The organism is Methylobacterium sp. ap11 (assembly GCF_900110515.1).
Taxonomy (GTDB): domain Bacteria; phylum Pseudomonadota; class Alphaproteobacteria; order Rhizobiales; family Beijerinckiaceae; genus Methylobacterium; species Methylobacterium ajmalii.
This window is the reverse complement of the sequence record NZ_FOEB01000029.1, coordinates 63,656-79,133: the sequence shown is the minus strand read 5'-3', so window position 1 is coordinate 79,133 and position 15,478 is coordinate 63,656. Positions and strand designations below refer to the sequence as shown.

The following is a 15,478-nucleotide window of genomic DNA, read 5'->3' as shown; positions in this document are numbered from 1 at the left end:
GAGCCAGATAGAGCCCCACGATGTCGCGCACCTTCTCGGCAAACAGCGGATCGGTGGAGAGCTTGAAGGTCTCGGACCGGTGCGGCTGCAGGCCGAACGCCCGCCAGACTCGCCCGACCGTCGCGCCCGACACCCCGCTGGCCTTGGCCATGCTGCGCTGGCTCCAGTGCGTGGCCCCCTGGGGCCGCTCGCCGAGCGTGCGGTCGATCAACGCGGCGACCTGCTCGTCGCCGATCCGGCGCGGGGCTCCCGAGCGAGGTTCATCCAGCAGGCCATCCGTGCGTTCGCGGGCAAACCGTTCGCGCCACTTGCCGACCGTGTGCTTGCCGGTGCTCAGTTCCGCCGCGATGGCCGTATTGCTCCGTCCGTCGGAGGCTAAAAGCACGATGCGGGCACGCAGGGCGAGCCCCTGGGCTGTCTTGCGGCGGCGGGCCCAGCTCTCAAGCTCAGCGCGTTCCTCGGCGCTCAGGTCAAGAGATGTGGGTACACGGTAGGCCATCGGCGCCTCCCAACAAACCCACACTTTGCCACAAACTTCAGACGCAGGACACTAGCATCAGGTGCGTGTTCAAACCGTTGTAGGCGTGGCTGTGTATCAGCTTAAGGATACAACCAATCTAGGGGCTTGCGGCGCGTTGTCGTATGCACAGAACGACGAGCCACACACTGTAGCAGGAGTTATTGACGGCAGCGCCCGTACGAAACTGGGTTTCGCGCCGAACTCCGTTCCAAGCGTCGCACGCGAATTGCCGCGCCTTGGCGTCTCAGTACGGCCTGATCCCGAAGACGGTCGCCAAATGGCGTAGGCGGCCAGTGTTTGGCCATACTATTGGCAGTAGGCACTGTCGGTTCGACATAGGTATGCCCCCAGTGAACCGGCGCGGAAGCGGCTCAGGAAGTGCGCCCCGACCGTCCAAACTGAACCGAGGACAAGTGAACCATCCTAAGCCAACCGGCGCGAACGGTCGTTCCATTAGGTCCTGCCCTAATGGACCGGTCCAGATCAGCGCACCGCGGGTCCGCAAGAATGGGATCTCAGATTGGAACGCGCCATTGTTCAGCTTCTAGGACCCGTCTGGACCGGCCATGCGCCCTCGGCATGTCCGCATGGGTATACCTTAACGGACAGCATATGCATCTGGTACGGCCGGCCGATACTTAGGTAGCCATGTTGCGAGACGCTTCTCGAACCAAGCGTGCCGAGGCATTGACCTCTTGGGTGGCGGTGGCGATCAGGCCGACGCTGCGGCTGATCTCGGAAACCGCCTGCGTCATGGCTTGCATGTTGGCAGACATCTCTTGTGCGACCGCAGCCTGCTGCTCGACGGCTGTCGAGATGGCCGAGGAAATGTCGTTGACCTCGCCGATGGTCTCGCCGATGCCCGAGATGGCGGTCGCCGCTTGGTTCGCCGCCGTCTGCGTCTCGGCAATCTGGCCGCTGATGCTCTCGGTTGCTCGGGCTGTCTGCGCGGCGAGCTGCTTGACCTCGGTGGCAACGACCGCGAACCCCTTTCCGGCCTCGCCGGCTCTGGCCGCCTCGATGGTAGCGTTGAGCGCCAAGAGGTGGGTCTGCGAGGCGATGCCCGAGATCAAGGCGACCACGTCGCCGATGCGCTGTGCTGATGCGGCCAGCCCGGCGACCACACTTGAGGTCGCATTGGCCTGCTCGACGGCACGCCCGGTGACCTGTAGAGCCCGATTAACCTGCCGACCGATCTCGCCGACCGACGAGGCCAGCTCCTCGGCGCCGGCGGCGACGCTCTGCGTATTGCCCGATGCCTGCTCGGCGGCGCTCGCCACACCTACTACCTGCTGCGAAACGTGCGAGATCGACGCGGCGATGCCATCAAGGTCGCGGTCGACGCTGCGGTGGAGTTCGGCCCGGCGCAGTCGTTCCTCGACCGCTTTGGTCGTATCGGTGGCAAACTTGACGACCTTGACCGGCCGCCCGGAGGCGTCGCACACTGGGTTATAGGTAGCCTGGATGTAGACTTCTCGCCCGCCCTTTCCGATGCGCATGTACTCGGCCTGCTGGAATTCGCCACGACCGAGCGCCTCCCAGAACGCGCGGTAGGCGGCGCTCCCACGCTCGGCAGCGCCAACGAACATCGAGTGATGCTTGCCCTTCACCTCGTCGAGGCCATAGCCGACCACCGCCAGGAAGTTGGCGTTTGCAGTGATGATGGTGCCGTCAAGGCCGAACTCGATGATGCCCTGCGAGCGGTCTAGGGCGTCGAGCTTGCCCTGATTGTCCGCGTTGCGCAGCTTCTGCAGGGTGATGTCGGTGGCGCACTTGAATACACCGTAGGGCTTGCCGTTGCGGCCCACGAGCGGGTTGTAGCTGGCCTGGATCCAGACCTCCCGGCCGCCCTTTCCGATGCGCTTGTACTCAGCGGTCTGGTGCTCGCCCCGACGCAGCGCCGTCCAGAACGCCCGGTAGGCGTCGCCCTCGCGCTCAGCTGGGTCAACGAACATGGAGTGATGCTTGCCGCGGATCTCCTCCAGCCGGTAACCCAGGGCTGCCAGGAAGTTGGCGTTGGCCATAACGACCTTGCCGTCGAGGTCGAACTCAATCAGCGCCTGAGAAGCGTCGAGCGCATTCAACTTAGATTTGATTTCGCCATCAAAACTTATCATTTGATATATCCAGATGAGACGTATGATATGATTGAGATATAACTGATAGATGTAAGTTAATAATACTATAATGGTGTATCCAATACATGGTCCGGTCCCACAGGCGGAAAAGGAAAACATCCCACCCATGTTCGTCATGTTGCTCGCCGGTGACGGCAGCGCGCAAGCACCACGGCTGCACCTGGGCCGAGCTGGCGGCGGTGCCCGGCATCTTGCAGGACCACCTTCCGACATCGAGCGGGGCGCGCCCTGAACGGCGTGCAGTAAGGAAGGGCCCCTACAAGCCGCGTTCCACCCATGGCCGATCGCAGGCGCGGTGCTCCGGGATCCGTTCGTTATTCCGGTCGTCCATAGGGGCATACCGCAGTGAACACTGCTATGGCGCGCCAAATACGTCCGCAAGGGTCACAAGACCCAACGGACAGGCATTCAAACGGTCATCACCCGAGCGGACAGCTCGGCGCACCCTCAGCGCCGGTCATTTGGCCGGCGGATGCCACCCCGTCCGCTCGAGCGTGTCGATCAGCGTCGAGCGGGCGATCTTGAACGACCGACAGACCGAGGCCTTGCTGGCGCCGCCGTCGAGCGCCGCCGTGATCTGCTCGAGCTGCTCTCCGCCGATCGTCGGTGGTCGGCCGCCGCGGCGCCCTCGGCGCTTGGCTGCTGCAAGGCCGGCGATCACACGCTCCCGGGTGAGCTGGCGCTCGAACTGCGCGAGCGCACCGAACAACGAGAACAGCAGCTCGCCGTGTGGCGTCGCGGTGTCCATCGCCTCGGTGAGCGAGCGAAAGGCGACGCCGCGCTTCCGCAGGTCGCCCATGACCTCCAGGAGGTGTGGGAGGCTTCGGCCGAGACGATCGAGCTTCCACACCACGAGAGTGTCGCCCGCCTTGAGATAGGTGAGGCAGGCCTTGAGCCCAGGCCGGTCGTCGCGGGATCCGGAAGCGTGGTCCTGGTAGAAGTGGCGCTCGTCGACGCCCGCGGCGATCAGCGCATCGCGCTGGAGGTCGACGGATTGGCGCTCGTCGGCCGTCGACACCCGCATGTACCCGACCAGCATGTACGGAAAACCCTTCAAACCTCGTTCCCGCACATAGCATCAATCCGACAGGGTTTGTCGCGCATTTTCTCCTTCGGGGGCTGGCGCGCGGCTGAATGGGTACGGCCCATGTCGGCAAACACATGTTTTCCGACATCCAAAACTGAGATGCGGCATGACCGCATGGTATGGTAAACGGAAGTTGGCTCGACGCCCGTCAGCAGACGTCGTGGCGAGCTATCAAATGCGGCGGGCGGGTTCCTCAGCTGTTGGATATTAGAACTGCTGCAGCACAATTAACCGTCCATGCAGCAAATTTTCCATGAGTCGATGTTATATCAAGTTACGGAAATGCATGAATGTTACGATCTTGGTTGTAATATCTGAAGGATGACGTATTATGGCGACGCTGGACGTTTTAATGGTATTTGCTTCAGCATATTTTTTCTTCGGTGCAATCAGCGTCGACCCAAGAGGTCGAGCAACCATTATCGTCGGGAATCCTCTATGGGGTGTAAGTCACTCCGCGGAGGACGTCCCAGATCCGACATTTCGGCTCTTAGGTGTGGGCGGCCTCGTATGGGCAGCCGCGCTAGTGCTACTAGCTAACTATAACGATAGATATTGCTCTTTAGCGCCACAAAATTTCATATCTCTTAAAGCCATGCTGGGCGCAGCAACAATCCTTATTACTGCAAAAATACTTTTCGGCCCAATTATGCATGTCAGAAAAAGCCTCAAACTCGTTGGATATCAAAAATTTGCGAGACCATTTAGTTTTATGATCTACGATGCTCTTATAATTTGGCCGTCCAATTTCGTCAGCAAATTTAGCTGGAAGTTGCTAATGGTATCCACTATTGCTGGTGTCGTGTGGCTGTTATCGTGGTTTTGGAATACATCGTCCACAGATGTCGTTCCGGCACCGCTTGCCTATGCTTGGATCATCGCGTGTCTCGGCCGTGCGGGAACGTTCGTTGTACATCAGCGTCCGTCAGTTGGGTTTCAATTAGTATTGTACGCATCTGTAATTTTCGTCACCGCGGTCATGTGGTCGGTGGTCGAGACTATGCTGAAAGCATGCGGCGCTGTTCCGGGTGTTCTACCATCGTACGGGTCGATAGTCGCGAGCGTTATTGGGCTTCCACTTATGGAAGCAGTAGTGGCACTCATAACAGCAGTCTTCTAGCGGCCGCTTTTGTGGATTTATGACACAGAACGCTTTTGGAAAATGCCAGGGTTGGAAAGACGACACAGCGAGCGAGAGCGCATAGCCGGGAAGCGGACGCTCTGAGAGTCCGGGCGGGGTCGTCAGCAGACCCATGAAGCGCTCGTCAGCGTCAGATGTCAGCCAACATGCCCGACTGGCCATCTCGGCTGTCGGAAAACACCTGTTTGTCGTACACAGGAATTTCATCTCGGCCAACCATATGGGTTGAGGCGCTGACGCCTTCTAAGCCGTGCACTGCTATGACGGCGCTCGATCAGCTGATCGCAGGATGCTGAGGTAGTTTGATAAGAAGCGCCGAGTGGACGGTTCCGCTCGGCGCTGTCGTGGTGTCACGCTGTACCGGCCAGGATGACCGTCAGGTGCCCGACCCGGTCATGTAGGTCGTCACGACGCCGATGATGACGCCCAGGATGGTGACGCCGGAACCGATAACCAGCCCGGCCAGGGACCGGCCGGCATCCTCGCGGGCGTTATCGTCCTGCGACGACTTGTAGAGCTTCACGGCCGAGATGCCGGCGAGCCCGATGCCCACCACGGCGAAGATGATCGAGATAACAATGCCTGCATTGTTGCCGCCGGTGGCGATCGAGGACGCGTTGAGCGACGAACTCGACGCCTTCTGTCTCGCCGTCTTCAAGAAGTCGATCGGTGCAGACGGATCGCCCGAGGTGGCCTGAGCCAGGGCCGTCACAGTGCCCCAGCCGATGACCGTGGCGGTCGCCAGCGCGCGGTAGTACATATCCTTGTAGTTCATTGGAACCTCCATTATCATGCAGCGGTTCTGGATCGGCCGATCTGGGGTTGAGCTTCGCTCATGAGTTCTCCCAAGACTTGATCGACGATCGTCTTTGCGATCCGGTCCTCACCGAACCGCGCAAGCGCAGACATCCGGCTCCACGTCTCGATGGCGGTGCCATCGGGAAAGCGCGCAGCCAGGATGCGCAGCGCCTCGTTGACCGCCATCCGGCGGTACAGCTCGTCGCGCACCAGGCGGTCCTCCGCCTTGGTGGTCAGGGCCCACAGCATCCGGGGCCCGAGCGAATTGTTGAGCACGACCCAGCGCTCCTCCTCGCGGAGCTTGATCCGCGCGAGGATGTTGGCGCCCCGCCGCCCCTGCGGGCCGTGCACCTGGCGCTCGAGCGCGCTCTTCACAGCCTGGTCGAAACCGAAGGTCTCGCGCGCCTTCTCGCGGATCTCGTTCGAGTCCGCGTTGAGGACGAGCACGGTCGAGGCCATGTCGGCGAGCGTGTCGAAATCGGCGAGGAGCTGCGAGACCAGGATCAGCTCCAGGCCCCACTTGCGGCCCTCGCGGGCGTCCGATTTCACCTGGCGGGCGATCGTCTCGACGCCGCCGGTCAGGTGATACTCGTCCATGCACAGGCGCTTTGGCGTTTCGGCCACCTCGTGGTAGCGCGACTCCCAGTACCGGACGTATTGCGCCCGGATCGCATCCTCGGGCGGAAAATCCATCTTCGCGATCTCCTCGGAAAATCCGGAGATCTTCGACAGGTAGACGTGCCGCGCGATCATGAAGAACAGCGCGTTGTTGCGCTCGGCCTCCTGCGACTTGTGGCGCTGCGCCACGTCCTGGAGGTCGATCGACACCACCCGGGCCTCGCCGAGATCGAGACGGGTCGGGCGGGCGAAGATCGGAAACTTCTCGATCGCGCTCTCCAGGGAGCGCTGGACGTGGCGGATCAGCTCCTCGGGAAAGTCCTGCACCATGACCGGCTCGGCGAGCACCCGGGCGAAGTCCTCCAGGACCGGCATCGCATAGCGCTGTGCGCGCTGCGCTGCCGTATAGAGCCGGCCCTCGACCAGGGCGTCGACGATGCTCCACCACCGCGACCGGTCGGAGACGGGGATGCGGTGCCTCCGGACGAGCTCGTCGATCTCCTTGTCGACGTTGGGCTGGTAGATCGACGGCGAGGACGAGAACTGAAGGTCGCTCTTGAGCTGGAACACCCGCGTGATCATGCGCGGGATCAGGAGCGCCACTTCCGGGTTCGACACGTTGAGGAGCGTCGTCAGGAAGTTCTCGATGAAGCTCCTCTCGCGCTCCAGCGGCATGCGCCGGCCGAGCCCGAGATCGAGGAAGTTGATCGCGTAGTCCGGCGTGTTGAGGAGGCGGACGTAGTACGCCTCGTGCCGACGCTCGGACGGCAGCGCGTTGCGAATCAGCTCGATGAAGCCCGACGAACTGACGCCGACGTCGATCACCGCGAGGAACGGCAGCACAGCCCCCGCGGAGAATGCCGCGAACTCCACGTTGAGACGGTTCATCAGCACAGACTTGCCCGAGCCGGGCGTGGCGTAGATGAGCGTCAGCCAGAACAGCTGCTCGGGGCTCAGCGCCTCGTAGGGCACCGGCTTGCCGTCGGGCGTGACCAGCATGCTCTGGCCCTGCTTGAAGATCGGCGCGGTGCGATGGAACGGCAGCAGGGCGGCGAGGTCGCCCAGCGGCGCGATCGAGCCGGGCGGCACCTCGGCCTGGACCGTCATCCCGGGCACGGTCTCGCACAGCGCCCGCAGCGGGTTGTAGGGCGCGTCGGACATCTGCGCCTCGCCCCAGGTCATCATCGCGCTCATCAGGTACGAGCGGCGACGCTCCAGCAGGCCCGGATCCTCGCCCGGCTCGGTCCAGGTCGTCGCGATGACCCGGCCTTTGACGATCGCCTCGCCGTCCTTCTCCATCACCTCCTCGAGTTGGCGCAGCGCCCGGAACAGGTTCTTGTTGCTCGGGCTCGCGAAGGCGAGGAGGCCCGCCACCACCTTCCTGAGCTTGAAGCCGACATCGGCGTCGCGCAGCGCCTCGAGGTGGAAGCAGACCCGGAACGGCATGTCGGCGGAGCGCGACGAGCTCTCCAGCAGCGAGTCGAGCAGCCGGTTGAACGGCAGGATGGTCGAGGGGAACATCCGCATGACGGCGAGCGCGTAGCGGCGCCCGCCCATGTCGAGGGTGCGCATGTTGCCCGAGGCCTGCGCGTTGGTGGTCATGATCTGGCGCGCGACCGTCGGGGTGAAGAACTCCGAGACGTCGTCGTCATGCACCTCCTTGGCGCCCGGGTAGCGCCGGGTGCCCGGCCCGTAGGGCGTCCAGCCGTCGGGGGTCTCGTGATAGAGGACGGCCGCCCGGATCTGCTCGAGGTCGCGCCGACGGCCCTGGTCGTCGGGGCTGAGGATGCGCCCCTGCAAGCGGGCCTCGCCGAGCGCCTCCATCACCCGGCGAACGAACGCCGCGTGCGCCCCGTCGAGGGAGCCGAGCCGCAGGAACGGGTTCTGCGCATCGCGGGCCGGGGGCAGCTCCTGCCAGGCCCTGCGGTTCTCGCGCTGCTCCTTGCGGACCTCTTCGGGCATGCCGGCCGTCGGCCGGGTCCAGGCGGCGAGCAGGATCGTCTCGGAGCGTGACCGCTCCTCCAGGACCTCCCTGCCCTCCTCGATCAGCGCTTCGACCGCCAGCCCCTTCTGGCGCGAGCGCCGGGTCTGCCGCTCGACGAAGGGATCGATGATCCGGCCCGTGTTGAGCGACGACTCATACGAGACCGTGAGCTGGTGGCCCGGGCGCTTGAGGATCTGCGCGATCCCGCCGGCGAAGCGCTCGACCACGTTGACGAGATAATCGTCGGCCGAGACGATCGAGAGGACGCCGTCGATCTCGATCAGGGTGAGCTGCGAGCCGTCATGGGCGTAGACGACGGCCTCCTCGCGCTCGGGATCGAACCCGGCGAGGTCGCAGAACTTGTCCGCCGTCCTCATCGGTCGAGCCCCAGCATCACGGCGAACTGGAAGACCGGTATCGACAGGGCAAAGAGCCACGCCCCGAGCACGGCCGGCACCGCCGCGCGCAGGAGCGGCGCCGGCCTAACGCAGAGCGAGCAGTAGATCTGGGCCCCGGCGAAGCCGATCGCCGCGACCGACAGCATGATGCTGGCGGGAAAGTACACGTACATCAGGGGTCGGGAAGTGAGTGCTCCATCCAGTCCCCGGGTGAGGCTGTCATAGAACAGGGCCGTCAGGATGAGGCAGCCGCCCGCCCCCATCCCGCCGATTCGTAGAATGCGCCGCAGGGCCGGATCGGAGCTGACGAGACGGGCCCAGGCCGGCGCCGCGAACACCGCGCAGCACCCGGTGGCGAGCGTCAGCGCGATGGCCACCTGGCTGACTGCGGGGTGGTCGAGCAGGTAGTACGCCGTGTTGGCCATCAAGGTGTCGGGGAGTCGCTCAAGCCCTTCGATCATGCCGGCGGCCTCCTAGTCGGCGAAGTAGAAGGAGAAGTGCGCGATCACGACGGTCGAGACCGTCATCGCGCTGCCGATGATCGCTGCGACGATCCAGTTGCCCGCCGTGCCGTCGCCGGACGTATTGGCCTGGTAGACCCGCACCATCGCGTAGCCGGCGAGGAAAATCCCGGTGACCGCCGCCAGCACGACCACGAGCCAGGCCAGGATCGGCACGAGCTCGATCAGGCCGCGCAGGACGTCGGCCAGCCCCTTCGAGCCACCCATCACGGCTTCCTCGCGTAGGAGATCGGCAGGGTCTCGGGGCGGTAGCCGGCGCCGTAGGCCGGGTCCGGCCCGTAGCCGTTGCCGGCGCCTACCGTGACCCGGGCGGCATCGAGCGGCACCACGACCGGCTGGAGGAAGACGATGCCGATCGGGAAGTTGACCGATGAGGACAGGGTCGGCGGGCGGCTGAACGAGCGCGCCGCCGCGGCCGTCATCGCCTGCCCCACGGGCAGCGCCGCGCCCATGCCGGCGGTCAGATAGTCGATGTTGCGGCCGGACTGGACCGCGAAGCCGTTGCCCAGCACCGTCTGGGTGTTGAGCTGAGTGAGCTGCTGGCCGACCTGGCCGACGCCCTGGATCAACCCGGCGATGACGAGGCCGCCGTAGCGCTCGAGGACGTGGTTGTCGACATCCTCGGCGACGCCGGTCCGGGCCTGGTCGACCGTGATCGCGATCGCCTGCATCGGCCCCTGGCGGCCGTCCTGCAGGATCATCGTCGAGAACCGGATCGAGGCCTGCGTCTGCGTGTAGACGATCTGGCCCATCAGCCGGATGCCGTTGAGTGGACCGGGCTGCTGACGCTCGTCGAGGTCGACGATGGTGGCGAAGATCGGCGCCGCCGGATCGTCGGAGTTGAACCCGCGGTCGAGCACCGCGTAGGCGACGTCGCCGGCGCGCGCCACGGTCGCGTGCCGGACGCCCGGTCCGAACGGGCCGGTCGGCAGCGGCGGGGCGACGGCGGCCGCCCGCGGCTCGGGGGGCTTTGGCCGCTCGCCCTTGCCGAACGAGCGAACCAGAAACCCGCCCGGGGTGGGCTTGAGGAGCGCCTTGATCTGGTCGTTGATCGCCGCGACCTGATCGGGATCGGCCGTCGGCTGCACCGGCACGTCCCGGTAGACGGTCTGGATGACCGGGCGATCCTGGTAGACGATCCGCTCCACCACCTGCGGCGGCGGCGCGGGCTCGGGCGGCTTCGGCACGGGGTTCTCGTCGGGCATCTCGCCCATCTGGGCGCCCCGCTTCTCACCGATCACCGTCGGCGCGACGTAGGGCTTGCCGCTCTCGGCCTTTGCATCGGCCGCCTGACGGTTGACGCCCGCGCGCCGGTCGGCTTCGGCCTTGCCCACCGCCCCCATCATGTCGTTCTGCGGGTTCGGCGTCTGGCCCCGGATCTCCGAGGCCATGCCCACGCCCTGATCGGGGCCGGGCGCGTCCCGCAGGATGAACGCGGCCGAGCCGAGACCGGAGACCAGGAGGCAGCCTCCGACCGCCGCTTGGGCTTTCCTTGAGAGCATTGGTGTCCCCCTTAGAAATCGACGCTGATGGCGGTCTCGGCGCCGTCGCCACGCTCGGCGACGAGGCGTGAGGCCGGGCGCAGGAACTCGTAGATCCGGTAGCCCTCGGGAGCGTCGGCCGAGGCGACGGGCTGCGGGCTGACCAGCGTGCCCTGGAGCCGGACGTACATCCGCTCGCGGTAGAGCCAGGCCTGCGCGCCGGTCGCCACGAGCTTCTGCGCGCCCGCGGGCGGCGTGCCGGCGGCAAACAGGTGGAGCAGCGCCGTGGTGTCGATCGGGTCCTGTGCGCCGCGCGGGCGCGCGGGCGGACCGCCCTTGCGGACCGGAGCGCTCGCCGTCACCACCTTGACGGGCGTGAGCGGCGAGGTGCCGGCGACCCGGACCGTCACCGGGATGTCCACAGTCTCGCCCTGCCCGGACAGGACCATCAGCGGGATCGGATAGGGCACGGCCTCGAGCCGGATCAGGATGTTGCCCCAGGTGTCGTACCGGCACGGCATCAGGTTGATCGAGATCGGCCGGTCGGCGCCCGCCGGCGCCGGGACCTGCGTCGCTCCCATCGCGTTGTCCTGGCCGCAGCCGGTCCCGTCCTGCGCGAACAGGCGCGGATCGTAGGCGACCGAGGCGATCGGCCAGGGCGCGCCCTTGCCATCCACGAAGGTGATCGGCGAGACGACCCCGTAGGCGAGATGCAGCGTTTCCGGCGCTGAGCGGCTGATCTCCTGGGTGACGCTCAGCAGCCGCGGCTCGGGACGGGGCATCCGTCCGTCGCGGCCCGGGAAGGTTCCGGCGCCCTGCGCATCCTGGACCGACCGGCGGACGTTCTGGATCTCGCCGGGCTTCAGGATCACCCGCTCGGTATTGCCGAGCATGCGCTGGCGCAGCTCGTCGAGCTCGGCCGGGGTCAGCGGGCGCGGGGTAGGCGGTGGCGGCTGCGCGACGGGAACAGCCGCCGGCGGGACGCCGGTGGCAGGAATGCCGAACGGCGGGACGCCGGCCGGCCGCCGCACCCCGGATCCGGCAGCCGGATCCGTCCCTTGGCCGACTTCATGCGCTGCCACGGTGCTCGCCCAGCTCGCGCAGACGGCGACCGCGGCAAAGCCCGAGGCCCACACTCGCATCATGGGCGTCATGGCCCCACCTGGTTGGTCAGTTGCTGCGTCGAGATCACCGAGTCGATCGCGATGCCGTTCGGGTTGATCGGAGAGGGGTCGATGCGCACGATCGTCATGGTCAGAAGCCGCCGCTCGACGCGGGTCTCGACGTTCGTGCGATAGAAGATCTGAAGCGGAACTTCGACGCGCCAGTAGTAACGGCCGGCCGCCTTGCCCTCTTCCGAAATGTTGGCGGGGTCCGTCGTCACGGCAGATACGGTCTGATATCCCGTCACCACCTTCTGGATGATGCCGCTTTCCTGGAGGGCTGCACGGTAACGATCACGACCCTTGGGTGTGAACGACTGGGACAGCGCGTTGTTGATGAGCGCGCGCCAGTTGGCGTAGTCGTAGGAGTTGAGCTCGACGGCCGACGAAACCGCGAACTCCTTCAGCCGCGCCTGGGAAATGTTCGGCTCGGAAAGCGGGATCGCCTCGCAGACGGCTTGCGCGTCCGAGGTCCAGATGAACTGCTTGACCGGAAATCGGATGAACGCATTGTAGTAAAGCAATGCGTTGACCGCGAGCGACATGGTCAGGAACAGTGACAGCAGCAGGATCCAGGACCACTGGTTGCGCAGCATCATCCGGCCGGCATCGATCTCGCGGGCGATTTGATCGGCGGACTTCATGTGATCTCGCGGGCGATGTGATCGGCGGACTTCATGTGTGCGGCCTTCCCGCGGTCGGCGGCGCCACGATCTTGACTTCGCAGCCGAACACGCCGCCGTCGGCGACGTAGGGAATCACCTCGGCCCGCTTGATCGACAGGTAGGCGAGCCACATCATCGCCAGCAGCGAGGCGAAGACCGCCCCGGCGAGGAACGACGAGACGCTCGCGTAGCCCGCGATCCGGTCGCCGAGCGCCGACGGCGACAGGCACCCGCGGGGCGAGGGAAGGCTGAACGCCCCGATGGAGGATCGCCGCCCCATCGTCAGCTGCCGGCCAGGACGGCGCGCATCTTGGCGTCGTCACCGGGCTCGTAGCCCACCATGATCGCGAGGCGCCCGTCGGGCCTCGGCACGAACATCGTCGGCACGCCCGGGCGCAGGGCCGGGCTCGCGGCGAAGATCGAGGCGAACGCCTCGTAGTTCTCGGCGAGCCTGGCCGCGGTCTCGGCGCCGATCTCTCCCGACATGCCGCCCTTGCCCTCGAAGGTCGCCTTGAGTGCCGCGACCGGATCCGCGCCGGTGAGGATGCCGGCGGCCAGGCGGTTGCCCTTCTCGGTCTCGCCGAGCACCGCGACCGGAACCCAGCGCGCCGCGATCCGCCCATGCAGCGCGTCGAACGCCGCGTGGCAGTACGGGCAGCGCGGATCGAAGAAGATGGTGGCGATCTTGCCTTCCGGCGTCCCCGCCGGCGCGTCGACGACCGACGCGAGCTTGGCCATCATCTCCACGATCTTGCGGGCGCGATCGGGATTTTCAATCGTCGCATAGCTGACGGTTCCCGCCTGCTGCTGCGGCGCGGCCGTCGGGAGGGGAGCCGGGGCAATCGCCAGGGGTGTGTTGGCAGGTGCTAACGCAACCTGAGGGGCGGGTTGCTGGGCGCCAGCTAACGGATTGCCGGGATTGGCATTTTTTCCGGAAATAGAATTGTTGGGCGCAGGGACTGCCACGGGTCCACTAGCGGTCCCGGCAACGATCTGGAGAGCGATGGGCTGCCAGTTGTTAGAAGTTGCAAGATAGACACAGGCAACCAAAGATCCAGCCCAGGCAATGTGTTTGACTGCGTTCTCCATGCAAGCACCGCCCAACCAGAGTCATTGACGCTCGTGACGGCGCTCTTATTGCGAACCTATCGTCAACGTGTCAATAAACGGTTCTCCATGCCGTAGCAGAAGGCGAATGATGTGTATGGACGATGGCTTCAAAGACACACTCATTCGTGTATCAACGATCGATATGCGTCGAAATTTTTGACGATACGCTGCATGTTATAGCGCATACCCTGCGTTATCGAGCGCAGTAAGGATCAGGTAAGCGTCCCGGTGAGATCGGAAGGGTTGGCGGACAATGGTCGGGGAAAGCTTCGTTAGGGCGTCGTTAAGGAATGCAACCCTGGCGGCTTTACTAGTGGTCTCGATACCAAGCCTGGTGGTAGCCGCTTCCGATGACGTTGAGACGCCCGAAACAAAGAAGCAGAACAGATCGAAATTCGAGTATAATAACGGGAGTGCTGAAGAGAAACGGCCATATCGGCGGCCAAATCTCGATGCAGACCCCATGAACCTCAGATACGAAGAGCTCCGGGAGCGCTTCAACGAGTTGGAGGATCGTGTCGAGCGGCTCGAGCGCCAGGACCGATCTTCGAAAAGGGGTCAGTGATGGCTGTACCGGACCTCGGGAGCGTCCTCGCCTCGTTGAGCGAGGTGTTCCCGCTCGTCGTCAACCTCGTCTTCCTCCTGATCGCGCTCCTCGGGATCGTGTACGGGACGATCGGCCTCTACGGGCTCTACGGCGTCGCTGCCGGGGAGTACAAATTCTCGAACCGTCCTACGACCCTCGACGGCGCCTTCGCCAAGATCGCGCTCGGCGCCGCGATGATCGTTGCGCCGGTCCTGCTCTGGAAGTTCGCCAACTCGTTCGTCCTGGGCGGTGATCTCACCTTCAGCATGTTCAACTACGGTTCGACGCCGCGAGGCTCGACCTGCGACGATATCAAGCTCGCGATCACCTATTTCTTCATGTGCCTCGGTTCACTCGCCTGGATGATCGCCGGCATGCGGCTCTACAATGCTGCGTCGGGTCATCACGGCGGCGCCGGCTCGGCCGTCCTCTATCTCGTGGGCGGCACGCTCGCCTTCTTCATCAACGACGTGGCGAACCTCGTCGGCAACACGATCAAGATGGACGTGTCGCTGTCGAACGTCTGCACGATGATCGGGGGAAGCTGACGATGCGCTTCCCCCTCACCTCATTGCCGCTCGCGCCCGAGAAGCTCGTGCAGCTCTGCCGCCAGGAAGGCGCCGATCGGAGCGCGGGCCTCGAACATCCGGCCCTGGTCGAGCTGCCAGGCGCGGTAGCGCTGCACGAGCGCGCTCGCCAGGACCACGATGCACAAGAGCAGCGCGCCGAGCAGCGTGAGCCAGGAATGGGCGTAGACCGCCCAGGCCGCCGCCAGGCAGCCGATCACCACGGCCGCCAGGAACAGGGACCAGGCCTGCCGGCGCGCGTCACGTGCCAGGTCGCGGGCGTCGGTGCCTTCGAGCGCGAAGGTGCGGCCCATCTCGGCGAGCGTGAACGTCGCCCCGCAAGCCGGATCGTCGCACCTGCGCAAGGCCGGCGACTCGGGGTCGTTCATGAGGCGGCCCCGCCGGCAGGCCGGGCAGGTCGCGTGGGTACCACCCAGCACGGTCCCGCTCATCGCCACGAAGGTTTTGTGCTCCGGCCCGACCCGTCGCGTGAGGCGACCCCCCAAAAACGTCAAGATCCCCATGCGTCCAGTCCATCGCAGCTTTGCGTTGGGTCAAGCTTGTGGATCATTCGGCGTTGGGCCGGCAAGGCCAATATCAATAAAAATCAATGGGGCTCGGATATGGATCGCGATCGCATTGGGTACATCATCAAGCTGGCACTTGTTCTGATCGGCATGTCTGTTCTGTTGCCTGCTTGTG

General features: G+C 64.9%; 15 protein-coding genes and 1 pseudogene. 3 read left to right on the top strand and 13 right to left on the bottom strand.

Going from position 1 to position 15,478, the window contains the following annotated elements:
• The coding region (locus tag BMX97_RS28345) for an IS630 family transposase (RefSeq protein ID WP_143074736.1) at positions 1-499 on the bottom strand (499 nt) is incomplete at its 3' end.
• A gap of 136 nt (positions 500-635) precedes the next feature.
• Between BMX97_RS28345 and BMX97_RS33970 the strand changes: the two are divergent.
• A pseudogene (locus tag BMX97_RS33970) lies at positions 636-816 on the top strand (hypothetical protein); the annotation flags it as partial.
• Between the two features lie 342 nt (positions 817-1,158).
• Here the strand turns inward: BMX97_RS33970 and BMX97_RS28340 are convergent.
• Complete coding sequence (locus BMX97_RS28340; protein WP_091754510.1) at positions 1,159-2,637, bottom strand: methyl-accepting chemotaxis protein; 1,479 nt, start codon at positions 2,635-2,637, stop codon at positions 1,159-1,161.
• Between the two features lie 478 nt (positions 2,638-3,115).
• Positions 3,116-3,697, bottom strand: coding sequence for a recombinase family protein (locus tag BMX97_RS28335; RefSeq protein WP_091754509.1), 582 nt, complete (start codon positions 3,695-3,697; stop codon positions 3,116-3,118).
• Between the two features lie 379 nt (positions 3,698-4,076).
• Here BMX97_RS28335 and BMX97_RS32455 point away from each other — a divergent pair, with 379 nt between their 5' ends.
• On the top strand, positions 4,077-4,865 hold the full coding sequence (locus BMX97_RS32455; protein ID WP_143074735.1) for a hypothetical protein: 789 nt from the start codon (positions 4,077-4,079) through the stop codon (positions 4,863-4,865).
• Between the two features lie 397 nt (positions 4,866-5,262).
• Here BMX97_RS32455 and BMX97_RS28330 read toward each other — a convergent pair whose 3' ends face one another.
• From BMX97_RS28330 to BMX97_RS28290, 9 genes are all read right to left on the bottom strand, one after another.
• A complete protein-coding gene (locus tag BMX97_RS28330; protein ID WP_244538681.1) occupies positions 5,263-5,661 on the bottom strand; it encodes a hypothetical protein in 399 nt (132 codons plus the stop codon).
• Positions 5,662-5,675: 14 nt separating this feature from the next.
• On the bottom strand, positions 5,676-8,663 hold the full coding sequence (locus BMX97_RS28325) for a hypothetical protein (RefSeq protein WP_091754507.1): 2,988 nt from the start codon (positions 8,661-8,663) through the stop codon (positions 5,676-5,678).
• Complete coding sequence (locus BMX97_RS28320) at positions 8,660-9,145, bottom strand: hypothetical protein (RefSeq protein WP_091754506.1); 486 nt, start codon at positions 9,143-9,145, stop codon at positions 8,660-8,662. Before BMX97_RS28320 ends, BMX97_RS28325 begins: the two co-directional genes overlap by 4 nt.
• Before the next feature lie 12 nt (positions 9,146-9,157).
• A complete protein-coding gene (locus tag BMX97_RS28315) occupies positions 9,158-9,412 on the bottom strand; it encodes a hypothetical protein (RefSeq protein ID WP_091754505.1) in 255 nt (84 codons plus the stop codon).
• Positions 9,412-10,707 carry a DotG/IcmE/VirB10 family type IV secretion system protein gene (locus BMX97_RS28310; protein ID WP_091754504.1) on the bottom strand — a complete coding sequence of 432 codons (1,296 nt, stop codon included), beginning with the start codon at positions 10,705-10,707 and terminating at the stop codon, positions 9,412-9,414. Before BMX97_RS28310 ends, BMX97_RS28315 begins: the two co-directional genes overlap by 1 nt.
• An 11-nt stretch (positions 10,708-10,718) precedes the next feature.
• Positions 10,719-11,717: a DotH/IcmK family type IV secretion protein gene (locus BMX97_RS28305; RefSeq protein ID WP_244538680.1), complete on the bottom strand. Its 999-nt coding sequence runs from the start codon at positions 11,715-11,717 to the stop codon at positions 10,719-10,721.
• Between the two features lie 119 nt (positions 11,718-11,836).
• Positions 11,837-12,493 carry a DotI/IcmL family type IV secretion protein gene (locus BMX97_RS28300; RefSeq protein WP_091754502.1) on the bottom strand — a complete coding sequence of 219 codons (657 nt, stop codon included), beginning with the start codon at positions 12,491-12,493 and terminating at the stop codon, positions 11,837-11,839.
• Positions 12,494-12,524: 31 nt separating this feature from the next.
• Positions 12,525-12,794, bottom strand: coding sequence for a hypothetical protein (locus BMX97_RS28295; RefSeq protein WP_091754501.1), 270 nt, complete (start codon positions 12,792-12,794; stop codon positions 12,525-12,527).
• 2 nt (positions 12,795-12,796) lie between these two features.
• Positions 12,797-13,480 carry a thioredoxin domain-containing protein gene (locus BMX97_RS28290; RefSeq protein WP_244538679.1) on the bottom strand — a complete coding sequence of 228 codons (684 nt, stop codon included), beginning with the start codon at positions 13,478-13,480 and terminating at the stop codon, positions 12,797-12,799.
• A gap of 708 nt (positions 13,481-14,188) precedes the next feature.
• On the opposite strand from BMX97_RS28290, the gene BMX97_RS28285 reads away from it, so the two are divergent.
• The gene (locus tag BMX97_RS28285; RefSeq protein WP_091754499.1) at positions 14,189-14,758 is read left to right on the top strand and encodes a hypothetical protein; all 570 of its coding nucleotides are present in this window, start codon (positions 14,189-14,191) and stop codon (positions 14,756-14,758) included.
• 20 nt (positions 14,759-14,778) lie between these two features.
• Here BMX97_RS28285 and BMX97_RS28280 read toward each other — a convergent pair whose 3' ends face one another.
• Positions 14,779-15,228, bottom strand: coding sequence for a hypothetical protein (locus tag BMX97_RS28280; protein WP_244538683.1), 450 nt, complete (start codon positions 15,226-15,228; stop codon positions 14,779-14,781).
• Positions 15,229-15,478: the final 250 nt, after the last annotated feature.